The organism is Serratia sp. UGAL515B_01 (assembly GCF_033095805.1).
Classification (GTDB): Bacteria; Pseudomonadota; Gammaproteobacteria; order Enterobacterales; family Enterobacteriaceae; genus Chania.
The window spans coordinates 1,330,547-1,352,518 of record NZ_CP109901.1; the positions used below are offsets into that span (position 1 = coordinate 1,330,547).

A 21,972-nucleotide genomic window follows, 5' to 3' on the forward strand; every position below is an offset into this window, starting at 1 on the left:
ATGTGATAAAGCTCTAAAAAAAAACATCGAACTGTACATATCAACTAAGATTTTGGTGGGAGTAATAAGGTTTTTCTTACAAGCCAAAACCGAAGCGGAGCCGCGCCAGGACTCGCTCGGTGTGTCATCCCTTAGTGGGAAATGTGGCAAGGGCAATAGCTGCTGAGAATAGTCCTAAATTTAATCAATGATATAAAGGCGAGTGAATCTTTATGGTTGAACAGTGTCTGCGTGAAGTCGCAACATCTTGTTGGGGGCGCATGATAAAACCATAAGCGTTCCCCAAATCTGCTGCCTGGCTTAATTTCAGGCGCTCTTGTTCTGTGAGATCGGGTAACCACCCAAGCACTACACTGTAATTTCCTGTCAGTAACGCCCTTGCCATAGCATCTACAGTAGCCATAGGGCTAATTTGGTTAAGTTGTACAACCTTATGGACAGGGAGTTTAGCTTGTGCAATCCAGGATTTGCTGAGTTTTTGCTGTGGAGTCAGCCACAACAGCCAGCGCGACTGCATACTTAACTGCTGTAGTAGAGGCAGCAGCAATTGAGCTACTACTGGTTGCTGTTCGTTGTAAACGAATTCACTAATGAGGCCATACCTGTTGGTTTCTTTGACGGTGCCAACAACCTGACCAGTTGCCTGAGAACCCAGACTGAAATGGGGCTGATAAAGTGATTGAGTACCCATGTAGTATCCCGCCTAGCAATATTACTGTATTTATATACAGTATATCCATCGAGACAGAAGATCAACCCAAATTTTCGTGATGCTTCGCATAATTGAGATCATTTTTTATACGTCTGGATTTTATGATTGGCACCAATAGCGATAATGCGTATTTTCCTTAATTAGTTGTTCCAGTTACATTTATTTCATAAGTGAATGTATTCGATAATTGTTATCGATATAAAGGAGGTCTTAATGAAAGGAGGATCCGCAAGGAGAATCGAACAGGCAAAAATCTTCTTTGCTGAGTTAGGGAAGATTTCTACACGCTCGCAATTTGGTGGGTATGGATTGTTAGCTGATGGCACGATGTTTGCCGTAGTTGCTGAAGGTGAACTGTATTTACGTGCTACAGAGAGTCTTGAACCGGTATTCCGTGGACGGGGCATGACGAATATGACCTATTTAAAACGTGGTGTTCCAATGACCATGAGGTATTACCGGGTAGACGAACGATTATGGTCAGAGCGCCAAGAACTATCTGCACTCGCTTTGCAAGCTGTGCGTGAAGCACGTAAAGAGATCAAAGTTAGAAAACGGCGCAAAGGCAGGTTGAAAGACTTACCTAACATAGATGTATCATTAGAACGTTTACTATGGCGATCTGGCGTACAGAATATCTATGAGCTGCGCCTATTGGGTGCTGAGCAAGCCTATCTCAGGTTGCTTGAGCAACAAAAAAGTCTGGGCATAAAAATTCTGATGTCACTAGCTGGTGCGATGGCCGGGTATCACCATGTTGCATTGCCAAGATGGAGACGAAAAGAACTTACTGAATGGTTCGATGCAACCATAGTCATAATACCTTCCGGTTTCGAAGCAAGAACGGAAAAAAGAGTATTCAGACAGCATATCAATAATTAGCGCGTGTTCTCTATTTGTGCATTAAGTGCTGTCAATTCAGGCAACAATTCGAGCACTAAGCCAATTTGCTGCAACACCAGTTGTTCTTTGCTTTCTGGATCAGCAACCAGTAATTTAATTCTCTCTGATAGGTTCTCAAGAGTTTGAGTAATACGTAGCTGATCTTGTTTTTCATAGTGTAATGCATCGTCAACAAAGCATACCGCGTCATTAAGCAAATTTAGTACGGCGGAGTTTTTCAGACGTTCACGATGCGCTCCGAGGGCTGAAATATAACTAAGAAAAATATGATTAAGACATAACAGGCGAAACGCGACATCCTGAAAGGCTTTGTCCACTTTAGGGTCTACCGACATGTTAGAGATCACAGAAGCTAGTTCACCATCACTGTTATGCGCATCGCGGCGTGCGATACGATAAGGCAAACTGTTATCTTTGCCCTGATGGTATTGCACCATGATCGCATCAAGGTAGCGGCAATTGGCATTCAATGTTCTGCGAACAATGGCGGGGAGTTGACGAAATTTCCAGTCGGGCCAAATGAAACTCACAGCCGCCCAGGCTATGGCGCATCCTAACAGAGTATCGTAGATACGCGGGGCAGCAACTTCGAATCCTTCTCCCTGCAGGTTAAAGCACAATAAGACCAGTAGGGTAATAAACATTGTGGCATGGGCATATTGGACGGTACGAAAGACGAAGAACAATACCCCAGAGAGAACGATTAGAATCATCTGCCCCTCTAGCGAGGGCACAAAGTACAGTATCGGTAGGCCAATCAAAATGCCCGCCACAGTCCCAATAATGCGTAATGCCAAGCGCCTGCGTGTAGCGTTGTAGTTAGGTTGGCAGACAAACAGGCTGGTCAGCAGGATCCAGTAACCGTGCTGCATCCCTGTAAGTTTAATGAAAGCATAACCTGTACATAATACTACTGACATGCGTATTGCATGGCGGAACAACGCCGATTTTGGTGTCAGATGGCGACTGATGCGCAGGCGAATATCGCTCCAGCCAGTGATCCTATCGTCTGAGAGACTATTTTCCTCCTGTTGTCCGTTAGCTAATGTCTGTTCTGACTCTATATTGGCTAATTGAGCGTCAATGGCTCGTAAGTTCTTTAGCAGATGAGAAAGTGCCTTGCTCAGATCATGATTTTCGGCGGTTACGGCAACTTGGGTCAATGCTTCTTCTATACGGCTGAACACGGTATCAAAACGTGCGTTATGAAGGTATTTTTGGCGCAACAGTATAGATTGGGCTAGCTGTTGGCAGGCGCGTGCTTGCAAGGTTAACAACCGTTGAAAGCGAAACAAAATATCGCTGTGACGGAATTGCTGGCTTAATGCCTGATACTGCACATGAGAAGAACTGGCACGTTCATGGATATCTTGCGCAATGAAATAGTATTGCAGTGCCCTACGAGTTCCACGCTGTCCTCTATCTCCTTTTAGACGAGTGAGCAGCGAGGCTTTGGTTTGGTTTAATGTTGTGACTAACATAGCGTTCGCCATCGCGAGATCCATCCAAGGGAGGTCGTTATTGTGTTCGGCATCAGGGTCGAACAGATTAGCTTTGGCATCCAGATAACTAGCTAACTGTTGATAACAGCGCGCAAGGTTTTCTTGTAATGGTTTGATTGGGAATAGTAAATGACCGAACAGCGTCAACAAATTGTACCAGACAGCGCCGATAATCAGTAGGGTGGGTTGCTGATACCAAGCGTTATACATCGAAGTACCTAGCATGGTATAGATAGCAATCAACAATGCACCAAAAGCTATAGTGGCGTAACGTTGCCCCAACGCACCTAACAAGATGAACGTGCAGGTTGAGGTAGTCAGTCCAATCGCGAATAGCCAAGGGTAAGAAAACAATAACTCAATAGAGGCTGAGGCGATAAAAAAGCAGATTAACGTGATTAGCAGGTTACGCAATCTGCCTGCTAATCGGTCGTCTAAATCAGCCAGAGCCGCAGCAACAACACCCAGTGTGAGTGGGATAGTCAGTTTAGGTATCCCCAACCACCACGGTACCAGCACAGCCCCTGCCAGAGCGATGAAGATCCGCAGATTGTAAAGCAGGTTGCTGTTATAGGTATAACGTCGAATTGCCGGTACAAAAGCGAACACAAAAAATTCCTGAAGTGGATAAAAATTAACGTTTGTGATACTGGCGACGCGCATTTTCTGTCCGTACTTGTTGCGCGAATTCAACGGAAACGACACGGCGGCCGACAGGCCAAAGTGCAATGGCCGCAATCTTAAAGTTGGTGATGCCGACAGGGATACCGATGATGGTAATGCATTGGGCAATACCAGCGACGATATGCGACAAACACAACCACCAGCCAAACAGTACGAACCAAACGATGTTTAGCAAAGAGCCACCTGTCGCTAATAGGGCGTTACTTTTCTCAGGGTAGAGCTCATCCACATGAATCGCCTCGTTGCCAAACGGCAGGAAGGAAAGTTTTGTAATTTCCCAGCAAGAGCGTGTCAATGGTAAGGTAACAATCAGCACAATGCTGAAAAAGGTAGCAATCAACCAGCCTAGGGTAGTGAAAAAACCGCCTAAAACAAAATTAAGAACATTCAATACGGTACGCATAGTTGTCATTTTACTCAAATAAATGTTAGCCGAAGCACGGAGGGTGTTTTAACTATTATAGCCTTGAAACTATTCTATCCTTTTTTAAACGCTAGAGTGCCACTGCTTATAGCGGGTAAACTGGTGATAGTCATCTCAACATTTCATGGCGTGAGCATATGGAACTTAAAGCAACATCGCTGGGTAAACACCTGGCGCAGCATCCCTATAATCGCGTGCGGTTGTTGCATGCTGGCGTTGAGGTCAGTGGAGAGAATCATGAGTACCTTATCCCTTTCAATCAGTTGATTCAGATACGGTGCAAACGCGGCATTGTATGGGGGGAGCTTGAGTTTGAACTCCCTGATGAGAAAGTGGTTCGGCTGCATGGTACTGAATGGCAGGAAACTCAGCGTTTTTATCATCATCTTCAGCAATCTTGGCAGAATTGGAGTGCCGAGATGAGTGAGATCAGTGCCGTTGTTTTGCAACAACAGATAGAGCAGATTCAGCATATTGAGCTGCAGGACAAATGGTTCAAGCGCAGTGAGCTGGGCAAATTACAGCAACAGATCTGCCAGTCGTTTGCCGCATTGCCTATGCCATTGGTCCGATTGGATGAGTTTGATCGGTGCCGTGACAGTTATCATTTATGTTTGCAGTGGTTACAGAAGGGACATCAGAAGGTAGCATTGAGAAACATGCGGTGGGGTGAGCATCTGTTGGATCTCCACCAGAATTTTTTCCAAACGATTGAAACTTCTCCATTAAATAAATCGCAAAGCTTAGCTGTCGTGAATGGCGAAGATAACGTGTTGGTTCTTGCTGGCGCAGGCAGTGGTAAAACATCTGTGCTGGTCGCTCGTGCGGGTTGGCTGTTGTATCGACAAGAAGCTGAGCCAGATCAAATATTACTTCTGGCATTTGGGCGAAAAGCAGCCCAAGAAATGAATGAACGCATTCAGGAGCGTCTAGGGCATGTGGCAATCACGGCTAAAACTTTCCATGCGTTAGCACTGCAGATAATTCAGGAAGGCAGTCGCAAAGTACCTAACATCAGCAATCTGGAAAGTGACAGCAAAGCGCGCCGTGCTTTGCTGATAAAAAACTGGCAACAGCAATGTGCTGATAAAAAAACACATGCCAAAAGTTGGCGACAATGGTTAACGGAAGAACTTGGGTGGGAACTTCCAGAAGGAGATTTCTGGTGCGACTCACAGTTGGCTGAGCGTTTGAGTCCGCGTCTTGAACGTTGGTTAAGTTTGATGCGAACACATGGCGGCAGCCAGGCTGAAATGATAGAGCAGGCTGACGAGGAAACTCGCGATCTGTTCGCGAAGCGTGTCCGCCTTATGGCGCCGTTGTTGAAAGCTTGGAAATCGGCATTGAAAGATGAAGGTGCTGTCGACTTTGCCGGATTGATCCATCAAGCCGTGAACATTCTGGAGAAAGGACGCTTCATCAGCCCGTGGAAGCATATTTTGGTCGATGAGTTTCAAGATATTTCGCCGCAACGAGCGCAATTATTAGCGGCACTACGAAAGCAGAACAAGCAAACTAACCTCTTTGCCGTTGGGGATGATTGGCAAGCCATTTATCGTTTTAGCGGTGCCGAGTTGTCGCTGACTACCGCGTTTAAAGAGAATTTTGGTGAGGGAGCTCAGTGTGCACTGGATACCACCTATCGCTTTAACGATCGTATCGGCGATATTGCCAATCGTTTTGTACAACAGAATCCGTACCAACTGAAGAAACCGCTAAACAGCCTGACCAGAGGCAATAAAAAGTCGCTCATCATTTTGCCGCAGGAACAGTTAGAAAGCTTGCTGGATAAGATAAGCGGTTATGCAAAACCGGAAGAGCGAATTTTGGTGTTGGCACGTTATCACCATCTTAAGCCTGAGCTATTACAAAAGGCAGTGACACGTTGGCCGAAGCTTAATATTGAATTTATGACTATTCATGCCAGTAAAGGGCAGCAGGCTGAATACGCCATTATTGTCGGATTATCCGATGGCAACGACGGGTTTCCAGCAGCCACCCGCGAGTCTGTGCTTGAGCGTGTGTTACTGCCACAACCAGAGGATTACCCTGATGCAGAGGAAAGGCGGTTACTATATGTTGCACTTACCCGTGCTAGGCACCAAGTATGGTTGCTTCAGGATCGAGAAAGCCCTTCAGTGTTCGTTGAGCAATTGCAGAGTATCGGCGTCCCCTTTCAGAGAAGACCTTGACTGACATTCCTGTCAGTCAAGGTCTTGGCGATTATTTCAGACGTTCTTCAAGGTACTTTTCGTAATCTGGGATGGCGATTTCTACCTCGCGTTTGAACAGTGAAGAGTCGACAAGGAAGTCAGCGGTAGAGCGGTTGGTTGCAACTGGGATATTCCATACTGTTGCCAAGCGTAATAATGCTTTGACATCGGGATCGTGTGGTACAGCGTTTAGCGGATCCCAGAAAAAGATCAACATATCTATCTTGCCTTCGGAGATCATCGCACCTATTTGCTGATCACCCCCCATTGGGCCACTCAGCATGCTCTGAACGGGTATCCCGCTGGTCCGCTGGATCAGATTCCCTGTAGTGCCGGTTGCATACAGCTGGTGCAGGGCAAGTAATGCTTTGTTGTCTTCAACCCAATCAAGCAAAGCTTGCTTCCGATGATCGTGGGCAACTAGCGCAATGTGCTTGCGCGAAGCGATGGTACGAGTGGTCTGTTTCATCGTTTTATCCTAGGCAAACTAGATGATTTACCTACAGATTACTGAAACAACCATTTACTGCCTAGAAGAAACACTGGGAAATACGAAGGTAAGGGATGTAATCTAATGTGCCTGACGCTTTTTAACTCATGTGATGACTTCTGAGGTTGCTGCTTTATGTTCCTGCGACGCGGCGCTGGGCATTGTCACTAAGATGTACCAACGTAGGCAATGGCGCTTGGTGGTTCTGACTATTATAATCTGCGATAAACCTTTCGAGATCGCCCTCATCGAGCAATGATTTCAAAGTTAACACATCACTTTTTATCGGTAGAACCTTACCAACTATATCAAGAACCTTATAATTCGGGTCGTTATCGAAACGCTTTCCGTCGCGGACACTCTCGATATGAGGCAATTCAATTGCCACTGAACTGACATTTGGGCTATCAAAGACGACAATCAGCGGTGAAGAAGCATAGGGAACTTGAGTGTTGGGGTCTTTACGAACGGATTTGGTAACTTTAAACATGTCCAGCGCCTAATTCCAAATTATCGGCACCTTTAAGCAACGAACCCGTTATCTTTTTGCCGTCGACCATCATTAAATCGATGTCCGGAGAGAGTTTAAGCGTGGTGGCCGCTGCCGATAAGTTCAACGACAGAGCAAGTAGCCCCATGAGCACCAGATTAAATTTCATTGTTACTTCCTTCTCGCGGTGCACTCTGTACGGTTATCGCACCAGGGCATTAATGCTTTATGGCAGCTTTTAATTTTCATTTGTACATACCTTGAAAACATTTGAAACATAAAGGTAAGGGTTATAGCTTAAAAGAATACTTGACAGAGAGTGTTCGATTACACTAAGAAAAACGCGTTTCTGCGAACACGGGAGAAAAAATGCAAGACAATGAAATCTATAATGTTCTGAAACAGGTCAAAACAATCGCGTTAGTAGGGGCGAGCGATAATCCAGGTCGCCCAAGTTATGGCGTCATGGCTTATCTATTGGCGCAGGGTTACCAAGTGACGCCGGTCAGCCCAAAACTTGCAGGTCAGAAACTGCTAGGCAACACGGTTTACGCTAAATTGGAAGATATTCCACATTCTGTCGACATGGTGGATGTGTTCCGTAATTCCGAGGCTGCATTCGGCGTGGCACAAGAAGCAATAGCGATTGGTGCTAAGGTGTTGTGGTTACAGATTGGCGTGTTCAATGAGCAGGCTGCGGTGCTGGCAAGGGATGCTGGAGTGAAAGTGATTATGGATCGCTGTCCAAAAATCGAGATCCCGCGATTGGGGCTTCAACACTAATTAGATAAAGAAAGGGCTTAGCTTCATGCTAAGCCCTTTCGTGTTTCTCAGGTTGAGCCGTTTAGTTACGCAGGCGTGGCGCCTGTAACTGATGACGAATAGACTCTGCCAACTCATCGAGTGATGGTTGTTCGGGGTGTGCATTCTGGAGTTCACCTGCCAGCTGCACCTCCGCCAGATAAGTATGGACCGGTTGGCCTTCTTCATTTTCCATTACTACGTGATACCAAGGCGCGAGTCTTAACTCTTCATTTGCACCAATATCGTCTGCTTTTGGTTGTTCCAACGAGTATTCTGGGTCGATATCTATAACCACACCCAAATACCCTAGCAATTTATGACGAACCTGCTGCCCGATACCGAATTTGCTGACAATCATGATGACCTCCTGAGAAACAGTGATTGCTCTCGATATGAGGGCAAAACAGCGTATTTCAAGTTACATCACCCGACACGCAAAACCTTTCAGATACAAACCTTCAGGATAAGTCGCGATAACCGGATGGTCGGCAGCCTGTCGGAACTGTTCTATAAATTGTATATCACATCCGGCATCTACAGCGGCATCAGCCAAAATTTTCTGGAATAAATCGGTTGGCATCAGACCTGAGCAGGAGAAACTGAGCAGGATCCCGCCAGGATTCAGCAGTTGCATTGCCAACATATTGATGTCTTTGTAACCGCGGCAGGCGCTGGCCAACTGATTCTTGTTTTCAACAAATTTGGGTGGATCCATGATGATTAGGTCGAATTTTTCTCCCTGTGTGCGGTAATTTCTCAGCAGTTGGAAGACGTCATCACGAACAAATTCGGCTTTGCTCAAATCCAATTGGTTCAGCTCAACGTTCTGTATGGCAATATCCAACGCGGCTTGTGAAGTATCTACGCTAATTACCTGCTGGCAGCCACCCATCAAAGCCGCAACCGTAAAAGCTCCGGTATAAGAGAAACAGTTTAGAACGCGACGGCCTGCTGAATAACAGCGCGCTGCGAGACGACTGTCTCGCTGGTCGAGATAGAAACCAGTCTTGTGACCGTGCTCAATATCCACCAGTAGCTTCATACCATGTTCGATAATAGGGAGCAGTGCGGGGGGTAAGGCACCCAAAATTGGGCCTTGTGCTAGCGGCAAGCCTTCTTTCTTACGTACGGAGACGTCAGAACGTTCGTAAATTGCACAATCGGGATAGCAGTGTTGTAGTGCCGATATTAGAGCGGCACGTTGGTATTCTGCCCCGGCGGAGAGTAACTGCAAAACCAGAAAGTTTTGAAAACGGTCGATGGTGATCCCGGGCATACCATCGGATTCGCCGGCAATCAGGCGATAACTGTCCAAATTATCGCGTTTTGCCAACCAGTTTCGCCAAACTTGAGCTTGCTGCAAGCGGCGTATAAAAAACGCGATATCAATATTTTCATCCTGCTGGAAGCTCCAGACTCGAGCGCGAATTTGTGATTCTGGAGAATAGGCACCACGCGCTAACCATTTCCCCTGGCTGTCGTAGATATCTATAGTTTCACCAGAAAGAATTTTGCCTTCAATACGTTGAACAGCACCAGAAAAGACCCATGGATGGCGACGGAGTAAGGACTTTTCACGTCCTTTGGAGAGAAACAGGCGCATATTTTTTACCTTTTAAATACAAAACGTTAAAGCTGATAGGTCAACTATCAGTCAAAATAAGGTCTCAATCACTGGTGTGGTTACATTCATCCGCTTTGTCCATAAATATGGATAATGCGCTATCATCTCTTTTGATTTATGGGCCTAAAACCATTGTGCAGATTTGCTGTTTCGTAATCCAGCCGTACGAGCGGTTGACATCCTATTTCATTGTGTGATGACGTTGCAGCGGATCACAACAAGCCGGACAGTTTACGCGATTTTGTCACACAATCCGACATTGTTCTTTCCGCCTGTGGCTAGCCAGAAAAAGCGAGTTTGATTGTGCTATTGGGAATACAGCTAGGAGTGGAATATGACACAAATTTGTACTGTTGCGTATGTTTATGGTGTGGTACAAGGCGTAGGGTTTCGTTATAACACCCAGCACAAAGCAACGGCATTAGGGGTGACGGGGTATGCCTGTAACCTGGATGATGGTAGTGTAGAAGTGTTGGCCTGCGGTGAGCGAGAGGCTGTTGACCGTTTAGTTGTATGGCTAAAAAATGGCGGCCCCCGCAATGCACGCGTTGACCGCGTGCTGGTAGAACCGCGAGGATTCGCAGAATATAAAGAATTCAGTATCCGCTACTAGGCTGTGCCCCTCAATTGCACACGAGCACCGCTGGCGGTAATTTGCGCGCAGAGCAAGGCGTAAACCGCGAGGTTTGGTGGGCCAAATAAGTGGCGAACAACCCAGTAATGCACGCCAATGGCCCCAGCCCGAAGGGGCGCGCCCAGAAGCCCGTTTTCTGTGTTGTCGGGCTTGAACAGAGGAGAGGGCCACTCTGCCCTTCACCCTTCGCTTTAATAACGGGCTTGTGGGTCTGCGACGGTACCACGGGCAAATTGAGGGACACAGCCTGGCGTTTAGATGCATTTTACCGGTTTTGGCAGCCCGGCAATTTTCGTTGCCTGCTTTGCCGGGCCTTTGGGAAATAGACGATATAAATATCGGCTGTTGCCTTTCTCCTCACCATATTTTTGCGCCATCGCTTTTACCAACATTCGAATGGCTGGTGAAGTATTAAACTCTTGATAGAAGTCACGAACAAAACGCACAACTTCCCAGTGTGCTTCGCTAAGTTCGATCTCTTCCTGAGCCGCAAGCAAAGGTGCTAACTCTTCGTGCCAATCGGCACTGTTTTTCAGATAGCCTTGGGCATCAGTCTCGATGGTCCGCCCTTCAAACTCCAACATATTGCCTCGATAACGGGTAATTCATTGCAGGCAACAGTTTAGCAAACTTTTATCTAGGCAAAAATAAAGCACCTTAATCAGTTGATGTCCAACTTTTGGGGTGCAGTTTATTTATGTTCGTGAGTTGTTAGATCAGAAATCAGTTGCTGCGGGCGAAACCCAGAATACTCAGCAGGCTGATGAACATATTGTACAGTGACACATACAGGCTTACGGTTGCACGGATATAGTTGGTTTCACCGCCATGAATGATGTTACTGGTTTCCCACAGTATTGCGCCGGCAGAGAACAGTATAAACAGCGCACTGATTGCCAGATGCAATGCTGGGATCTGTAGAAACAGGTTGGCGATAACGGCGACCAGCAGCACGACGAAACCGGCCATCAACATTCCTGAAAGGAAAGACATGTCCTTACGGGTGGTGAGTACATAGGCTGAACAGCAAAAGAAAACAACGGCTGTTCCTCCTAATGCTAGCATGATCAGATCGCCAGCACCGGTATTAATGAAAGAACTCAGTATTGGGCCAAGTGCGTACCCCATAAAACCTGTGAAAGCGAAAGCAGCCAGAATACCTGCTGGGCTGTTAGCCAGTTTGTGAGTCAGGAACATTAACCCATAGAAGCCGACTAACATTAACAGTAACCCTGGCGAGGGTAGACTCAACATGGTACTGACTGTGGCGATCAATGCAGAGAAAGCCAAGGTTAGCGAAAGTAGAAAATAGGTATTGCGCAGCACTTTGTGAGTGCTGAGTAACGAATCACGGGAGGGGGATGAGACGATAGTGCGGTTCATAATGATCTCTCTTATCAGGTCATCACAAAAATTATTATGATCATAGGCAGTGTAGTGATTTGATTAAAGATTGTTTACCAATCTTTACTTTATGAGATAACTCCCGATTTGATAAACAGCAATCGGTGTTTTCTTCAGCGAATGGTTGCGGTATGTCTGTTTTTCGCTCGGTTGAACCGTTCCAGACTTTACAAGTCGATCGGCTGTGTTTATAGTTTGCGTCATCGCGGAGGGGTGGCCGAGTGGCTGAAGGCAACGGTCTTGAAAACCGTCGACGGGAAACCGTTCCAGAGTTCGAATCTCTGCTCCTCCGCCATTTCTTCCTCTAGTAACGTATCCTAAATTCTACAAAACCCACGGCCAGCAAGGCTTAAAGAAGAAATTCATTATCCCCTCGTCTACTGAAATCTACCTAAATCTACCTAGAGTTATGCATAGTTTTGTGTATAGTTTTCTGTTCTACAGGCTCTCTACACATCCGTTAGGAAAACTATACACATGCCGCCGCTTTCCGACCTCCAAATCAAGCGTTCCAAGCCTGAAGCCAAGACCTACAGCATAACGGACGGGTTTGGCTTATCACTCATCATTGAACCCAATGGCTCTAAAGCTTGGCGTTTCCGCTATCGCTTTGCCGGAAAGGCGAAGATGATTTCTTTAGGTGCATACCCCTGATTACCTTGGCTGAAGCCAGAGAAAAGCGCGACGAAATGCGAAAGCTTGTCGAGTCCGGACAAAATCCTAGCGATGTGCGCAAAGAGAATAAACGAACGTTGCTGGTAGAGCAGTCCACCACTTTTGAGGCTATCCACCCGATCTCAAAGATACGGCAACGTACCAGTTTATCGTCGGGCTAATTGAAGGTCGCTGCTCTAACACCGTATCAACAAGCGGTGCCTGACTGGGAGCATGAAACCACTAAAAATCGACTAGCGGCATTTCAGATACTGACGCAGTACAGCAGTCACTTTCCATCCTTTGTGACGGCTGGCATACAGCTGACGTATGTACAGTCTGATATGTCACTGAAACGACTTACACGCATCTTCGAGTATGTCCATGAGCTGAGCGCCACTTTAATACTCTGCGATATTGTCGCCACCAATGTTATAAGACAACGTTAAGATGTTAGACCGCCAAGCCATGAAAATATTAATATTAACAGTATGATACCAAAAACTAGCGAGATGCCGAACAAAAGAGCATGAAAGGCGAGTGTCCCACCGCCAAAAAACAGCGCTCCGCTAACGCTCCAGCGATTCTCTTTGCGCATTCCCGCAATGAAGGCGAATAACAACCCAACAATTGCGAGCCCAATTCCGACGTTATCCAATACTTTATCGATATTGAGTGCGCTCCTTGCGGTAGCAACCGGAGGTTTGTCTCCTTTCAGGCCAGCAACAATACCTTTTTTTATGGCAGAGACTTTTTCAGAGACAACGCTTTCAAGCGTTGGAGGTGAGCTAGAAAAGGGACCTGTCGTAAAATGAACAATGCTGAGAATGAGCGCAATAGCTCCCAAAAGCATTCCGACTGAGCTCCATTTATTTTGTGATAGCGTTTCCATACAGATAAACTCCCTGTTATTGCGTTGTCGCTGTGTGCAAAGTTATAAAATAACAATCCCCTTTTACGATAGCAATGCCCTCGAAAAGCAGGCTAAACGCACTGTTTTTTCTCATATCTAAACTGATGCCTCCAAGAATATTCAGGTTTTTATTGGCGTACTGTCAGCCAGTCCTATTCTTGACCCGTTTCTCAGGGAGTAGAGTGTCACTCTGGGGCTTACCGAATTTTAACAGCGTGCTTATCTGCATCAGGAGAATACTTATTGCAAACAGACATTACGATGGTTAGCATTTACACAAATTACTTAAATAAGTAATCAACGTTTTCTGACAAGGATGGTTTGATGTTGTCCCGCTGTTGCACCACGACCTGCATGATGGCTGTCCATTTGCCTTTGACGGTTTCGCCTCTGGCACGCTCTGCTACTGCTGTAAACAGCGCTGAACAACTGAACGCATGCTTTTCAGAGGGCTTTACTCCGCAGCTTCTGATATACCTTTTCCCGCTTTAAGCCGGGATAACACACAAAAACAGTCCGTTTAATTTTTCACTTTTTTGCTTTTCCGCAGGGAACATCGTCATGAACAAAAATCTCTACCGCCTCATTTTCAACCCCGCTCGGGGCATGATGATGGTGGTACCCGATATCGCCGGGGCAGGTCGTGCTGGTGCCGCCTCGCCCGCCTCCGGCTTCGGGCAGACCCTTAGCCAGTGGAGAGGCAAGGTTCATGGCGTGTGCTTTGCGCTGTTGCTGGCCCTCGGGGCCGTTCAGCCGGTGCAGGCGCAGATTGTCGCTGACGGCAGCGCCCCCGGTAACCAGCAGCCGACCGTCATCAGCAGTGCCAACGGCACGCCGCAGGTCAATATCCAGACCCCCAGCGCCGCCGGGGTGTCGCGCAACGTCTACAGCCAGTTCGATGTCGATAATAAAGGCGTGGTGCTCAACAACAGCCACCTCAACACCCAGACCCAGATTGCCGGCATGGTCACCGCCAACCCCTGGCTGGCGCGCGGCGAAGCCACGGTCATTTTGAATGAAGTCAACGCCCGTGACCCCAGCCAGCTGAACGGCTTTATCGAAGTCGCCGGGCAAAAGGCCCAGGTGGTGATTGCCAACCCGGCCGGCATCACCTGCAGCGGCTGCGGCTTTATCAACGCCCACCGCGCCACCCTGACCACCGGCCAGCCCCAGCTGTTCAATGGCCAACTGACCGGCTATGACGTCGCGCGCGGCGAGATTGTGGTGCAGGGCGGCGGGCTGGACAGCAGCCGTCAGGACCATACCGACCTGATTGCCCGCGCCGTCAAGGTGAACGCCCGCCTGTGGGCCAACGACCTCAACGTCACTACCGGGCGCAACCAGGTGGATGCGGCCCACCAGACGGTGAGTGCCAAAACCGCCGACGGCAGCCCACGGCCCACCGTGGCGGTGGATGTCGCCCAGTTGGGCGGCATGTACGCCGGTAAAATCCGCCTGATAAGCACCGAAAGCGGCGTGGGCGTCCACAATGCCGGGGAGATAGGCGCCACCGCCGGGGATATCGTCATCACCGCCGACGGCATGCTGGTCAACAGTGGCCAGGTCAACAGTGCCCAGCACCTGACCGTCAATACCCCGGCCGGGATAGACAACCGCGGTGCCCTGTACGCCGGGGCCAGCAACCGGCTCACCACCGCCGGGACCCTCACCAACCAGGGCACCATTGCCGCCGCCGGGGACACGACGTTGCGCGCGGCCGAGGTGGACAGCAGCCGCACCGCGGTGTTGGGGGCCGGGGTGCAGTCCGGCAACGGCAACCTGACCCCGGCGACCCTGCGCGTCGACGCCAGCGGCACCCTGCGTGCACAAGGTAAAAACCTCAGCGGCAGCGCGTTGCAGTTCACCGCACAACGCCTCGACCTCAACGGCAGCCAGACCCAGGGGGACGCCCTGACCCTCAACGCGTTGGGCGGCGATATCGACCTGAGCAACAGCCAGCTGCAGGGCACCACCCTGGCCTTTACCGCCCAGGCGGGGGGTATCCACCTCGACAACGGCCAGACCCGGGGCGGCGACGTCACGCTCAACGCGCACGGGGGCGATATCACCCTCACCGGCAGCCGGGCGCAAGTGAGAGACCTCACGCTTAACGTTGATGGCGGGACTATCACCGCCCGCCACAGCCAGACCCAGGGGCGAGACCTGGTGTTCAACGCCCGCGACGGCGCCCTGGATTTCACCGGCAGCCAGACCCAGGGCAGCCACATCACGTTCACTGCCCCGGGGGAGATTACCCTGACGGGGGCCACGCTCTCTGCCAGCACGCTGGCGGCGTCGACCGCCTCGCTGTTACGCAGTGACAACGCCCGGGTGATGGGCGAGCAGGTCGGGCTCCATGCCCAGGCGCTTTCCAACGTGGGTGGCCTGATAGCCCAGACCGGCACCCCCGAATTTACCCTGGACCTGACCGGCGACTTCGATAACCGGGCGGGCACCCTGCTTTCCCAGGGCAACCTGACCCTCAACGCCCAACGCCTGCTGAGCGACAGCCAGAGCCTGCTGGCCGCCGGGGTACAAAACAACGGCCGCCTGGCCGACCGCGGTGACCTGCGCGTGGCGACCCGTCAGGACCTGCAGGCGGTCGGGCAGACCCTGGCCAGCGGCACCCTGGCGCTCAGCGGCAGCCAGCTGGAGATGAACGACAGCCAGCTCCAGGCGCGTGAGATGCACCTCACCGCGCGTGAGGGCGACATCAATACGCAACGCGCCACCCTGACGGCGCTGGACACCCTGAGCCTGACGGCGAACGGCAACGCGGGGCAAACCCTCGATAACCAGGGCGGCACGCTGAGTGCCCGCACGGTGTCGCTTGCGCTGGGGCAGTTGAATAATGACGCGGGCCGCATCACCGCCAGTGAAGACCTGACCCTGGGGTTGCAAGGGGACTTCACCCATCAGGCGGGGGCATGGCTGCAGGTCGGGCGAGACCTCACCCTGACCACCCCCGGTGCGGTGACCAACGCCGGGCAGATTATCGCCGGCGGTACGCTGAACACGCACACCGGCAACCTGGAGAACAGCGGTTCGCTTGTCGCCACCCAGGCCAGCCTGACCAGCGCGGGCGCGTTGACCAACCGCGGGGAGGTGCAGGTCAATGGCCGGCTGGAGACCGATGTCACCACCCTGTTCAATACCGGCACCCTCATCAGCGGCGACGGGACGCTGCGGGCCCGCGAGCGCATCACCAACAGCGGGCCACAGGCCCTGATAGGGGCCACCGATGAGAACGGCACCCTGGCGCTGCTGGCCCCGGTGATTGAAAACAGCGACACGGTGACCGACACCGACACCGCCCCGAGCACCACGCTCTTGGGCATGGGCAACTTGGTGCTGGCCGGGGGCCAGGATGAGGACGGACAGTATCGAGCCGCCGCCCAGGTGTTGAACATTTCTGGCCTGATTGAGTCCGGTAAGGACCTGCGGGTTGAGGCCACCACTCTGACCAACCGCCGCCACATCCTGACCGCCGACAGCGATTTTGTGGTGGCCGATACCCAGCACGGCTCGGCGTTCTGGACGCCGGACACCCCCGATATCCCGGGGGGGCGCTACGCGGAGCCGCCGCACGGCGGGTCGATGAACAGCGACTATATCGGCACGGATTACACCTCGACGCTCGCCTATAACCACATCGACCGCATCAGCCCGGAGGCCCAACTGCTGGCCGGGGGTGACCTGACGGCACGGGTGGGCACCCTGGAGAACTACTGGAGCAAGGTGAGCGCCCAGGGGGCGATTGACCTCACCGGGGTGACCCTGCTGCAGGATGGCTGGGGCAGTGCCCAACGGCTGATGGAGCGTACCACCTCCACCGGCCAATGGAACTACCGCACCTACAAGGGTGAGTTGTGGAGTACCGCCTGGGGCCCGGAGGTGAAGGAGCAGGCCACCTCGGCGTACGCCTCCAGCCTGACCGCCCACACGATAAGCGGCAGCGGGGTCACCCTCAACAACGGGGCAACCCCGGGCACGGTGGCGCCACCGTCGGTGCGTGACAACACCGGCAAGGCCTTCAGCGTGGAGTTCAACGGCCTTTCCCTGACCCCGCCGAGCGGCGGTCTGTACCGGTTTAGCGTGGACCCCAGCGTCAACAGCCACTACCTGATAGAGACCAACCCGGCGTTTGCCAACCTGAACCAGTGGCGCGGGTCGGACACGGTGCTGGCCCAGTTGAGCACCGACCCGAACCGTATCCTCAAGCGCCTGGGGGACAACGCCTATGAACAGCGTCTGGTACGCGACCAGGTTCTGGCGCTGACCGGGCGCGCGGTGATGGCGGATTACCGCGACGCGCAGGCGCAGTTCGAACAGCTGTTTGCCGACGGCCTGCAATACAGCCAGGCCTTCAATATTGCCCTGGGCACCGGCCTCAGCGCCGAACAGATGGCGACCCTGACCCACAACATCGTGCTGATGGAGACCCGCGAGGTGGCCGGGCAAACCGTGCTGGTGCCGGTGGTCTATCTGGCGGGCGTCAAACCGGGGGACCTGCGGGCTAACGGGGCGGTCATCGCGGCAGAGGATATCCGGTTGACCAACATGCAGGGGTTCACCAATGCGGGGGCGGTGACCGCCACCCGGAACCTGAGCCTGGACATGGCCAAAGACGTGACGCTGGACAACCGGGGCGGGTTGCTGCAGGCGGGCAACACCCTGCAGCTTGGCACGTTGAACAGCGACATCGACCTCAGCGGGGCACGGCTCAATGCCGGCAGCCTGCGGCTCGACAGCGGGCGTGACGTGCTGCTGCGCACCGAGACGACGCTCTACGGCAGCGACAACGGGGCGGTACAGCGCACCGACTCGCAGCTCGGGCCGCTGGCCAGTATCACCGTCAGCGACGGTGCGACTATCAACGCCCAGCGCGACTTCATTCAGCAAGGGGCCAGCCTGACGGTCGGCCAGGACCTGCAGGTCACCACCGGCGGTGACTGGGTGCTGAACACCACCCAGACCCGCGACCGGATAGACACGCAGTACGGCGGCGGCAGCGCCACCAGTGAACACCGGCGCCATCTGGGCAGCACCGTGACGGTCGGGGGGGCACTGAACGCCGACGTCACCCACCTGACGGCCACCGGGGCCAACCTCAAGGCCGACACGGTGAACGTGCAGGCACAGGGCATCACCCTGCAGGCCGCCACCGACAGCCTGCAGGTCACCGGCGAGTCATCCAGCCAACGCCATACCAGCGCGGTGAACCTGTATGATGAAACGCTGCAGGGCAGCCAGCTGAGCGCCAAGGGCGACGTGCGGCTGAACGCCGCGCAGGACATTGCCCTGAGCGCCAGTGCGATACGAACCGACGGGGCCTTGAACCTGGCGGCCGGTGGCAATGTCACCCTGTCGACACAGAATGAGCAGCATGACGCCTACCGTCAGCACACCGGCACCAGCAAAGGTGTGCTCTCCAGCACCACCACCCACACCGAGGACAGCCTGAGCCAGACGTGGGCGGTGGGGTCCCTGCTGTCGGCGGGGGCCATCGACGTCAGCGGCAAAAACATTGCCGTCAGCGGCAGCCAGGTGGTGGCGGATAACGACCTGGCCCTGCGGGCCAAAGAGAGCCTGACGGTCACCACTGCGCAGCAACGGGAGAGCGAGTCTCACCGTTATGAACAGAGCAAGTCGGGGGTGATGAGCACCGGCGGTCTGGGCGTGATGGTGGGCAGCAGCAAGACCACGATGACGGACACCGGCAGCACGCTGAGCAGCGTGGGCAGCACCGTCGGCAGCCTGATGGGCAATGTCACCCTGAGCGCCGGGGAGGACCTGACGGTGAAAGGGTCTGACGTGATGGCCGGCAAAGACCTCAGCCTGAGCGGCAGCAGCGTGTCGGTACTGGCGGCCGAGCACCAGAGCGCCCAGCGCCACACGGTTGAACAGCAGCAGAGCGGGCTGACGGTGGCGCTGTCGGGAGCGGCCGGCGGTGCGGTGAACACCGCGGTGACCACCGCCCGGCAGGCGAATAAAGAGACCGACAGCCGCCTGGCGGCGTTGCAGCACACCCAGGCGGTACTGTCCGGGGTGCAGGCGGGTCAGGCGGTGGGGGTCGAGCTGGCCAAAGGCGGCGATGCCCGCGCCACCGTGGGGCTCAGCGCCTCGCTGGGCAGCCAGACGTCCGCCTCCGACAGCCAGTCACAATCGACCACGGCGGCCGGCTCAACGTTGACGGCGGGCAATAACCTCTCCATCACCGCCACCGGCAAGGGCACGGGCAGTCAGAAGGGGGATATCACCGTCCTGGGCAGCCAGCTGAAGGCCGGGGGCGATACCACCCTGAGCGCCGAACGGGATGTGTTGCTCGGCGGCGTGGCCAACACCCAGCAGACCACCGGCAGTAACAGCGGCAGCGGTTTTGGGGTGGGGCTTGACGTGTCGACCGCCGGGGTGATGGCCTCGGCGAATGCCAACAAGAGCCAGGGTGCGGAGAACGGCAACGGCACCCAGTGGACAGAAACCACGATCGACAGCGGCAACACCGTACGCATCACCAGCGGACGCGACACCACCCTGACCGGCGCGCAGGTGAGTGGCGACACGATAAACCTGGACGTGGGGCGTGACCTGACGCTGCGCAGCCAGCAGGACAGCGACCGTTATGACGCGCACCAGAGCAGTATGTCCGGTGGGCTGTCGGTGCCGGTGGGGCCGGGTGCCGGTGGCGGGGTACAGTTCTCGACCAGCCGAGACAAGGTCAACAGCAACTATGATAGCGTGCAGGAGCAGACGGGCCTCTTTGCTGGCAAAGGCGGCTTTGACATCACCGTGGGCAATCACACCCAGCTGGACGGGGCGGTGATAGCCAGCCAAGCGGACACCAGCAAGAACCGCCTGGACACCGGCACGCTGGGCTTCAGCGATATCGACAACAAGGCGGACTTCAAGACCGAACATCAGGGGGGCAGCTTCAGCACCGGGGGCAGCCGGCTGGGCAACGTGCTGTCGAACAGCAACAACCTGGCGCTGTCGGGGGCCAACCACAGCGGGAGTGCCGAGGGCACCACCCAAGCGGCCATCGCCGAGGGCACGATAACCATCCGCGATAAAGACAACCAGCAGCAGGACATCGCCGACCTGAGCCGCGACACCGAGAATGCCAACGGCAGCATTGCGCCGATTTTTGATAAAGAGAAGGAGCAGAACCGGTTAAGGGAAGCGCAGCTGATTGGGGCGATTGGGGGTCAGGCGATGGATATTGCGCGGACGCAAGGCCAGATAGCCGGTCTGAATGCCCAGAAAGACCCGGCAGCGTTGCAGGCGGCCAGAGAACAACTGGTCGCGAAAGGCAAGCCGTTCACCGAGGCGGATGTGCAGCAGCAAGCGTATAACACGGCGATGGCGCAATGGGGTACGGGCAGCGCGATCCAGCAGGGTATCCAGGCGGCCACGGCAGCGATCCAGGGCCTGGCGGGTGGGAATATGGCGCAGGCGCTGAGTGGAGCGGCAGCGCCATACCTGGCAGAGCAGATCCATAAACTGGCCCCAAACGAAGCCAGCCGAGCGATGGCCCACGCGGTAGTGGGTGCAGTCACCGCCTATGCCAGTGGTAATAATGCAGCGGCAGGGGCTGCGGGTGCCGTCAGTGGCGAACTGATGGCGCAGCTTGTCTTGAAACAGTTGTATCCAGGGCGTGACGTCAGTAATCTGAGCGAAAGCGAGAGGCAGACGATCAGTATGCTGGGAACGCTGGCGGCAGGGTTAGCGGGTGGCGTGACCGGTGACAGCAGCGCTAGTGCTCTGGCCGGTGCGCAGGCAGGCAAGAACGCGGTGGAGAATAACTCGCTGAGTCGTGGTTGTAATCCACTGACGTGTAAGGCGATCGTGGATCCGTTAGAAGGTGGCGGCGGCATTATCGGCGGCGGGGGTCTTAGTGGTGGTGTTGGGAAACCCAAAGATAAACAGATATGGTCGGAAACCAAGAAAAAAGAGCCAGTTTCTAATGCTTATGGTCACTGGGATAAGCATAAAAAAGAGTTTCCTGAATATCAAAATTCAAAGCAATACGTGGATGCGGCGCATAATTTTGTTAATAACCCACCATCGGGAACATTGACTAAAGTCCGTCCTAATGGTGAAACTGTATTTTACAACCCAACTACGAATACATTTGCAGTACAAAGAGCTGATGGTGTGCCTAGAACGATGTTCAGGCCCGATCCAGCGGATCACGGGTTTAAGACAAATTTGGACTATTTCAATGCACAATAAGAATGATTTTTATATATGTCGAATTTGTGGGGCAGAGCAGTTAGATGCCCCATGGGGAGAGGACGGAAAAAATGCAACTTTCGATATATGTGATTGTTGTGGTGTCGAATTTGGATACGAAGATGCAACTCTAGAGGGGATCCGGCGCTATAGAGAGAAATGGATGTCAAATGGTGCAAAATGGAATGTAGTAAAATCTAAGCCTGAAAATTGGTCGTTAGATGAACAGATAAAAAATGTTCCTAAAGAGTATGTCTAGAAGCAAAGATCCCGCCATTAGTGGCGGGAT

At 52.8% G+C, this 21,972-nt stretch carries 17 protein-coding genes, 1 tRNA gene and 1 pseudogene; 8 read left to right on the top strand and 11 right to left on the bottom strand.

What is annotated here, in order from left to right; genetic code table 11:
* Positions 1–184 precede the first annotated feature (184 nt).
* Positions 185–691 (bottom strand): SOS-induced cell division inhibitor SulA, encoded by a 507-nt coding sequence (sulA, locus tag OK023_RS06130; RefSeq protein ID WP_317695934.1) that lies wholly within the window; start codon positions 689–691, stop codon positions 185–187.
* 234 nt (positions 692–925) lie between these two features.
* Between sulA and OK023_RS06135 the strand changes: the two genes are divergently transcribed.
* The gene (locus OK023_RS06135; RefSeq protein ID WP_317695937.1) at positions 926–1,594 is read left to right on the top strand and encodes a TfoX/Sxy family DNA transformation protein; all 669 of its coding nucleotides are present in this window, start codon (positions 926–928) and stop codon (positions 1,592–1,594) included.
* Here OK023_RS06135 and yccS read toward each other — a convergent pair.
* The gene (gene yccS, locus OK023_RS06140; protein WP_317695939.1) at positions 1,591–3,726 is read right to left on the bottom strand and encodes a YccS family putative transporter; all 2,136 of its coding nucleotides are present in this window, start codon (positions 3,724–3,726) and stop codon (positions 1,591–1,593) included. The genes OK023_RS06135 and yccS overlap by 4 nt on opposite strands.
* Before the next feature lie 25 nt (positions 3,727–3,751).
* Complete coding sequence (locus tag OK023_RS06145; RefSeq protein ID WP_317697526.1) at positions 3,752–4,204, bottom strand: YccF domain-containing protein; 453 nt, start codon at positions 4,202–4,204, stop codon at positions 3,752–3,754.
* A 158-nt stretch (positions 4,205–4,362) separates the two neighbouring features.
* Between OK023_RS06145 and helD the strand changes: the two genes are divergently transcribed.
* Positions 4,363–6,417 carry a DNA helicase IV gene (gene helD, locus OK023_RS06150; protein ID WP_317695941.1) on the top strand — a complete coding sequence of 685 codons (2,055 nt, stop codon included), beginning with the start codon at positions 4,363–4,365 and terminating at the stop codon, positions 6,415–6,417.
* Between the two features lie 31 nt (positions 6,418–6,448).
* Here the strand turns inward: helD and OK023_RS06155 are convergent, their stop codons facing one another.
* The 3 genes from OK023_RS06155 to OK023_RS06165 all read right to left on the bottom strand — a co-directional run bounded on the left by OK023_RS06155 (position 6,449) and on the right by OK023_RS06165 (position 7,587).
* Positions 6,449–6,907 carry a methylglyoxal synthase gene (locus OK023_RS06155; RefSeq protein ID WP_317695943.1) on the bottom strand — a complete coding sequence of 153 codons (459 nt, stop codon included), beginning with the start codon at positions 6,905–6,907 and terminating at the stop codon, positions 6,449–6,451.
* A gap of 154 nt (positions 6,908–7,061) precedes the next feature.
* A complete protein-coding gene (locus tag OK023_RS06160) occupies positions 7,062–7,418 on the bottom strand; it encodes a DUF2057 family protein (RefSeq protein WP_317695945.1) in 357 nt (118 codons plus the stop codon).
* On the bottom strand, positions 7,411–7,587 hold the full coding sequence (locus OK023_RS06165; protein WP_317695947.1) for a DUF2057 family protein: 177 nt from the start codon (positions 7,585–7,587) through the stop codon (positions 7,411–7,413). Before OK023_RS06165 ends, OK023_RS06160 begins: the two co-directional genes overlap by 8 nt.
* 200 nt (positions 7,588–7,787) lie before the next feature.
* On the opposite strand from OK023_RS06165, the gene OK023_RS06170 reads away from it, so the two are divergent.
* Positions 7,788–8,201: a CoA-binding protein gene (locus OK023_RS06170; RefSeq protein ID WP_317695949.1), complete on the top strand. Its 414-nt coding sequence runs from the start codon at positions 7,788–7,790 to the stop codon at positions 8,199–8,201.
* A 61-nt stretch (positions 8,202–8,262) separates the two neighbouring features.
* Here OK023_RS06170 and hspQ read toward each other — a convergent pair whose 3' ends face one another.
* Entirely contained in the window at positions 8,263–8,580 is a 318-nt protein-coding gene (gene hspQ / locus OK023_RS06175) for a heat shock protein HspQ (protein ID WP_317695952.1), read from the bottom strand.
* A 60-nt stretch (positions 8,581–8,640) separates the two neighbouring features.
* On the bottom strand, positions 8,641–9,825 hold the full coding sequence (gene rlmI / locus OK023_RS06180; RefSeq protein WP_317695955.1) for a 23S rRNA (cytosine(1962)-C(5))-methyltransferase RlmI: 1,185 nt from the start codon (positions 9,823–9,825) through the stop codon (positions 8,641–8,643).
* Positions 9,826–10,180: 355 nt separating this feature from the next.
* Here rlmI and yccX point away from each other — a divergent pair, with 355 nt between their 5' ends.
* Positions 10,181–10,459 carry an acylphosphatase gene (gene yccX, locus OK023_RS06185; RefSeq protein ID WP_317695957.1) on the top strand — a complete coding sequence of 93 codons (279 nt, stop codon included), beginning with the start codon at positions 10,181–10,183 and terminating at the stop codon, positions 10,457–10,459.
* Between the two features lie 275 nt (positions 10,460–10,734).
* Here the strand turns inward: yccX and tusE are convergent, their stop codons facing one another.
* Together tusE and yccA are read right to left on the bottom strand one after the other, a co-directional pair.
* The gene (gene tusE / locus OK023_RS06190; protein ID WP_317695959.1) at positions 10,735–11,064 is read right to left on the bottom strand and encodes a sulfurtransferase TusE; all 330 of its coding nucleotides are present in this window, start codon (positions 11,062–11,064) and stop codon (positions 10,735–10,737) included.
* A gap of 139 nt (positions 11,065–11,203) precedes the next feature.
* Entirely contained in the window at positions 11,204–11,863 is a 660-nt protein-coding gene (gene yccA, locus OK023_RS06195) for an FtsH protease modulator YccA (protein WP_317695961.1), read from the bottom strand.
* A gap of 228 nt (positions 11,864–12,091) precedes the next feature.
* On the opposite strand from yccA, the gene OK023_RS06200 reads away from it, so the two are divergent.
* Positions 12,092–12,179: transfer RNA gene (locus OK023_RS06200), tRNA-Ser, on the top strand.
* Positions 12,180–12,361: 182 nt separating this feature from the next.
* Positions 12,362–12,672 (top strand): annotated as a pseudogene (locus tag OK023_RS06205) (Arm DNA-binding domain-containing protein); the annotation flags it as partial.
* A 311-nt stretch (positions 12,673–12,983) separates the two neighbouring features.
* On the opposite strand, the gene OK023_RS06210 reads toward OK023_RS06205, so the two are convergent.
* Entirely contained in the window at positions 12,984–13,430 is a 447-nt protein-coding gene (locus tag OK023_RS06210; RefSeq protein WP_317695963.1) for a hypothetical protein, read from the bottom strand.
* Between the two features lie 582 nt (positions 13,431–14,012).
* Here OK023_RS06210 and OK023_RS06215 point away from each other — a divergent pair.
* Both OK023_RS06215 and OK023_RS06220 read left to right on the top strand, forming a co-directional pair.
* A complete protein-coding gene (locus OK023_RS06215; protein WP_317695965.1) occupies positions 14,013–21,683 on the top strand; it encodes a hemagglutinin repeat-containing protein in 7,671 nt (2,556 codons plus the stop codon).
* On the top strand, positions 21,673–21,942 hold the full coding sequence (locus tag OK023_RS06220) for a hypothetical protein (RefSeq protein WP_317695967.1): 270 nt from the start codon (positions 21,673–21,675) through the stop codon (positions 21,940–21,942). Before OK023_RS06215 ends, OK023_RS06220 begins: the two co-directional genes overlap by 11 nt.
* The last annotated feature ends 30 nt before the right edge of the window (positions 21,943–21,972 follow it).

Excerpts from the sequence above, each read along its gene's own strand:
- OK023_RS06135 (WP_317695937.1), top strand. The coding sequence starts at position 926 with ATGAAAGGAGGATCCGCAAGGAGAATCGAACAGGCAAAAATCTTCTTT.
- yccX (WP_317695957.1), top strand. The coding sequence starts at position 10,181 with ATGACACAAATTTGTACTGTTGCGTATGTTTATGGTGTGGTACAAGGC.
- OK023_RS06215 (WP_317695965.1), top strand. The coding sequence starts at position 14,013 with ATGAACAAAAATCTCTACCGCCTCATTTTCAACCCCGCTCGGGGCATG.
- OK023_RS06170 (WP_317695949.1), top strand. The coding sequence starts at position 7,788 with ATGCAAGACAATGAAATCTATAATGTTCTGAAACAGGTCAAAACAATC.
- OK023_RS06165 (WP_317695947.1), bottom strand. The coding sequence starts at position 7,587 with ATGAAATTTAATCTGGTGCTCATGGGGCTACTTGCTCTGTCGTTGAAC.
- yccA (WP_317695961.1), bottom strand. The coding sequence starts at position 11,863 with ATGAACCGCACTATCGTCTCATCCCCCTCCCGTGATTCGTTACTCAGC.
- OK023_RS06155 (WP_317695943.1), bottom strand. The coding sequence starts at position 6,907 with ATGAAACAGACCACTCGTACCATCGCTTCGCGCAAGCACATTGCGCTA.
- OK023_RS06220 (WP_317695967.1), top strand. The coding sequence starts at position 21,673 with ATGCACAATAAGAATGATTTTTATATATGTCGAATTTGTGGGGCAGAG.
- OK023_RS06160 (WP_317695945.1), bottom strand. The coding sequence starts at position 7,418 with ATGTTTAAAGTTACCAAATCCGTTCGTAAAGACCCCAACACTCAAGTT.
- sulA (WP_317695934.1), bottom strand. The coding sequence starts at position 691 with ATGGGTACTCAATCACTTTATCAGCCCCATTTCAGTCTGGGTTCTCAG.
- rlmI (WP_317695955.1), bottom strand. The coding sequence starts at position 9,825 with ATGCGCCTGTTTCTCTCCAAAGGACGTGAAAAGTCCTTACTCCGTCGC.
- tusE (WP_317695959.1), bottom strand. The coding sequence starts at position 11,064 with ATGTTGGAGTTTGAAGGGCGGACCATCGAGACTGATGCCCAAGGCTAT.
- OK023_RS06145 (WP_317697526.1), bottom strand. The coding sequence starts at position 4,204 with ATGCGTACCGTATTGAATGTTCTTAATTTTGTTTTAGGCGGTTTTTTC.
- helD (WP_317695941.1), top strand. The coding sequence starts at position 4,363 with ATGGAACTTAAAGCAACATCGCTGGGTAAACACCTGGCGCAGCATCCC.
- OK023_RS06210 (WP_317695963.1), bottom strand. The coding sequence starts at position 13,430 with ATGGAAACGCTATCACAAAATAAATGGAGCTCAGTCGGAATGCTTTTG.
- hspQ (WP_317695952.1), bottom strand. The coding sequence starts at position 8,580 with ATGATTGTCAGCAAATTCGGTATCGGGCAGCAGGTTCGTCATAAATTG.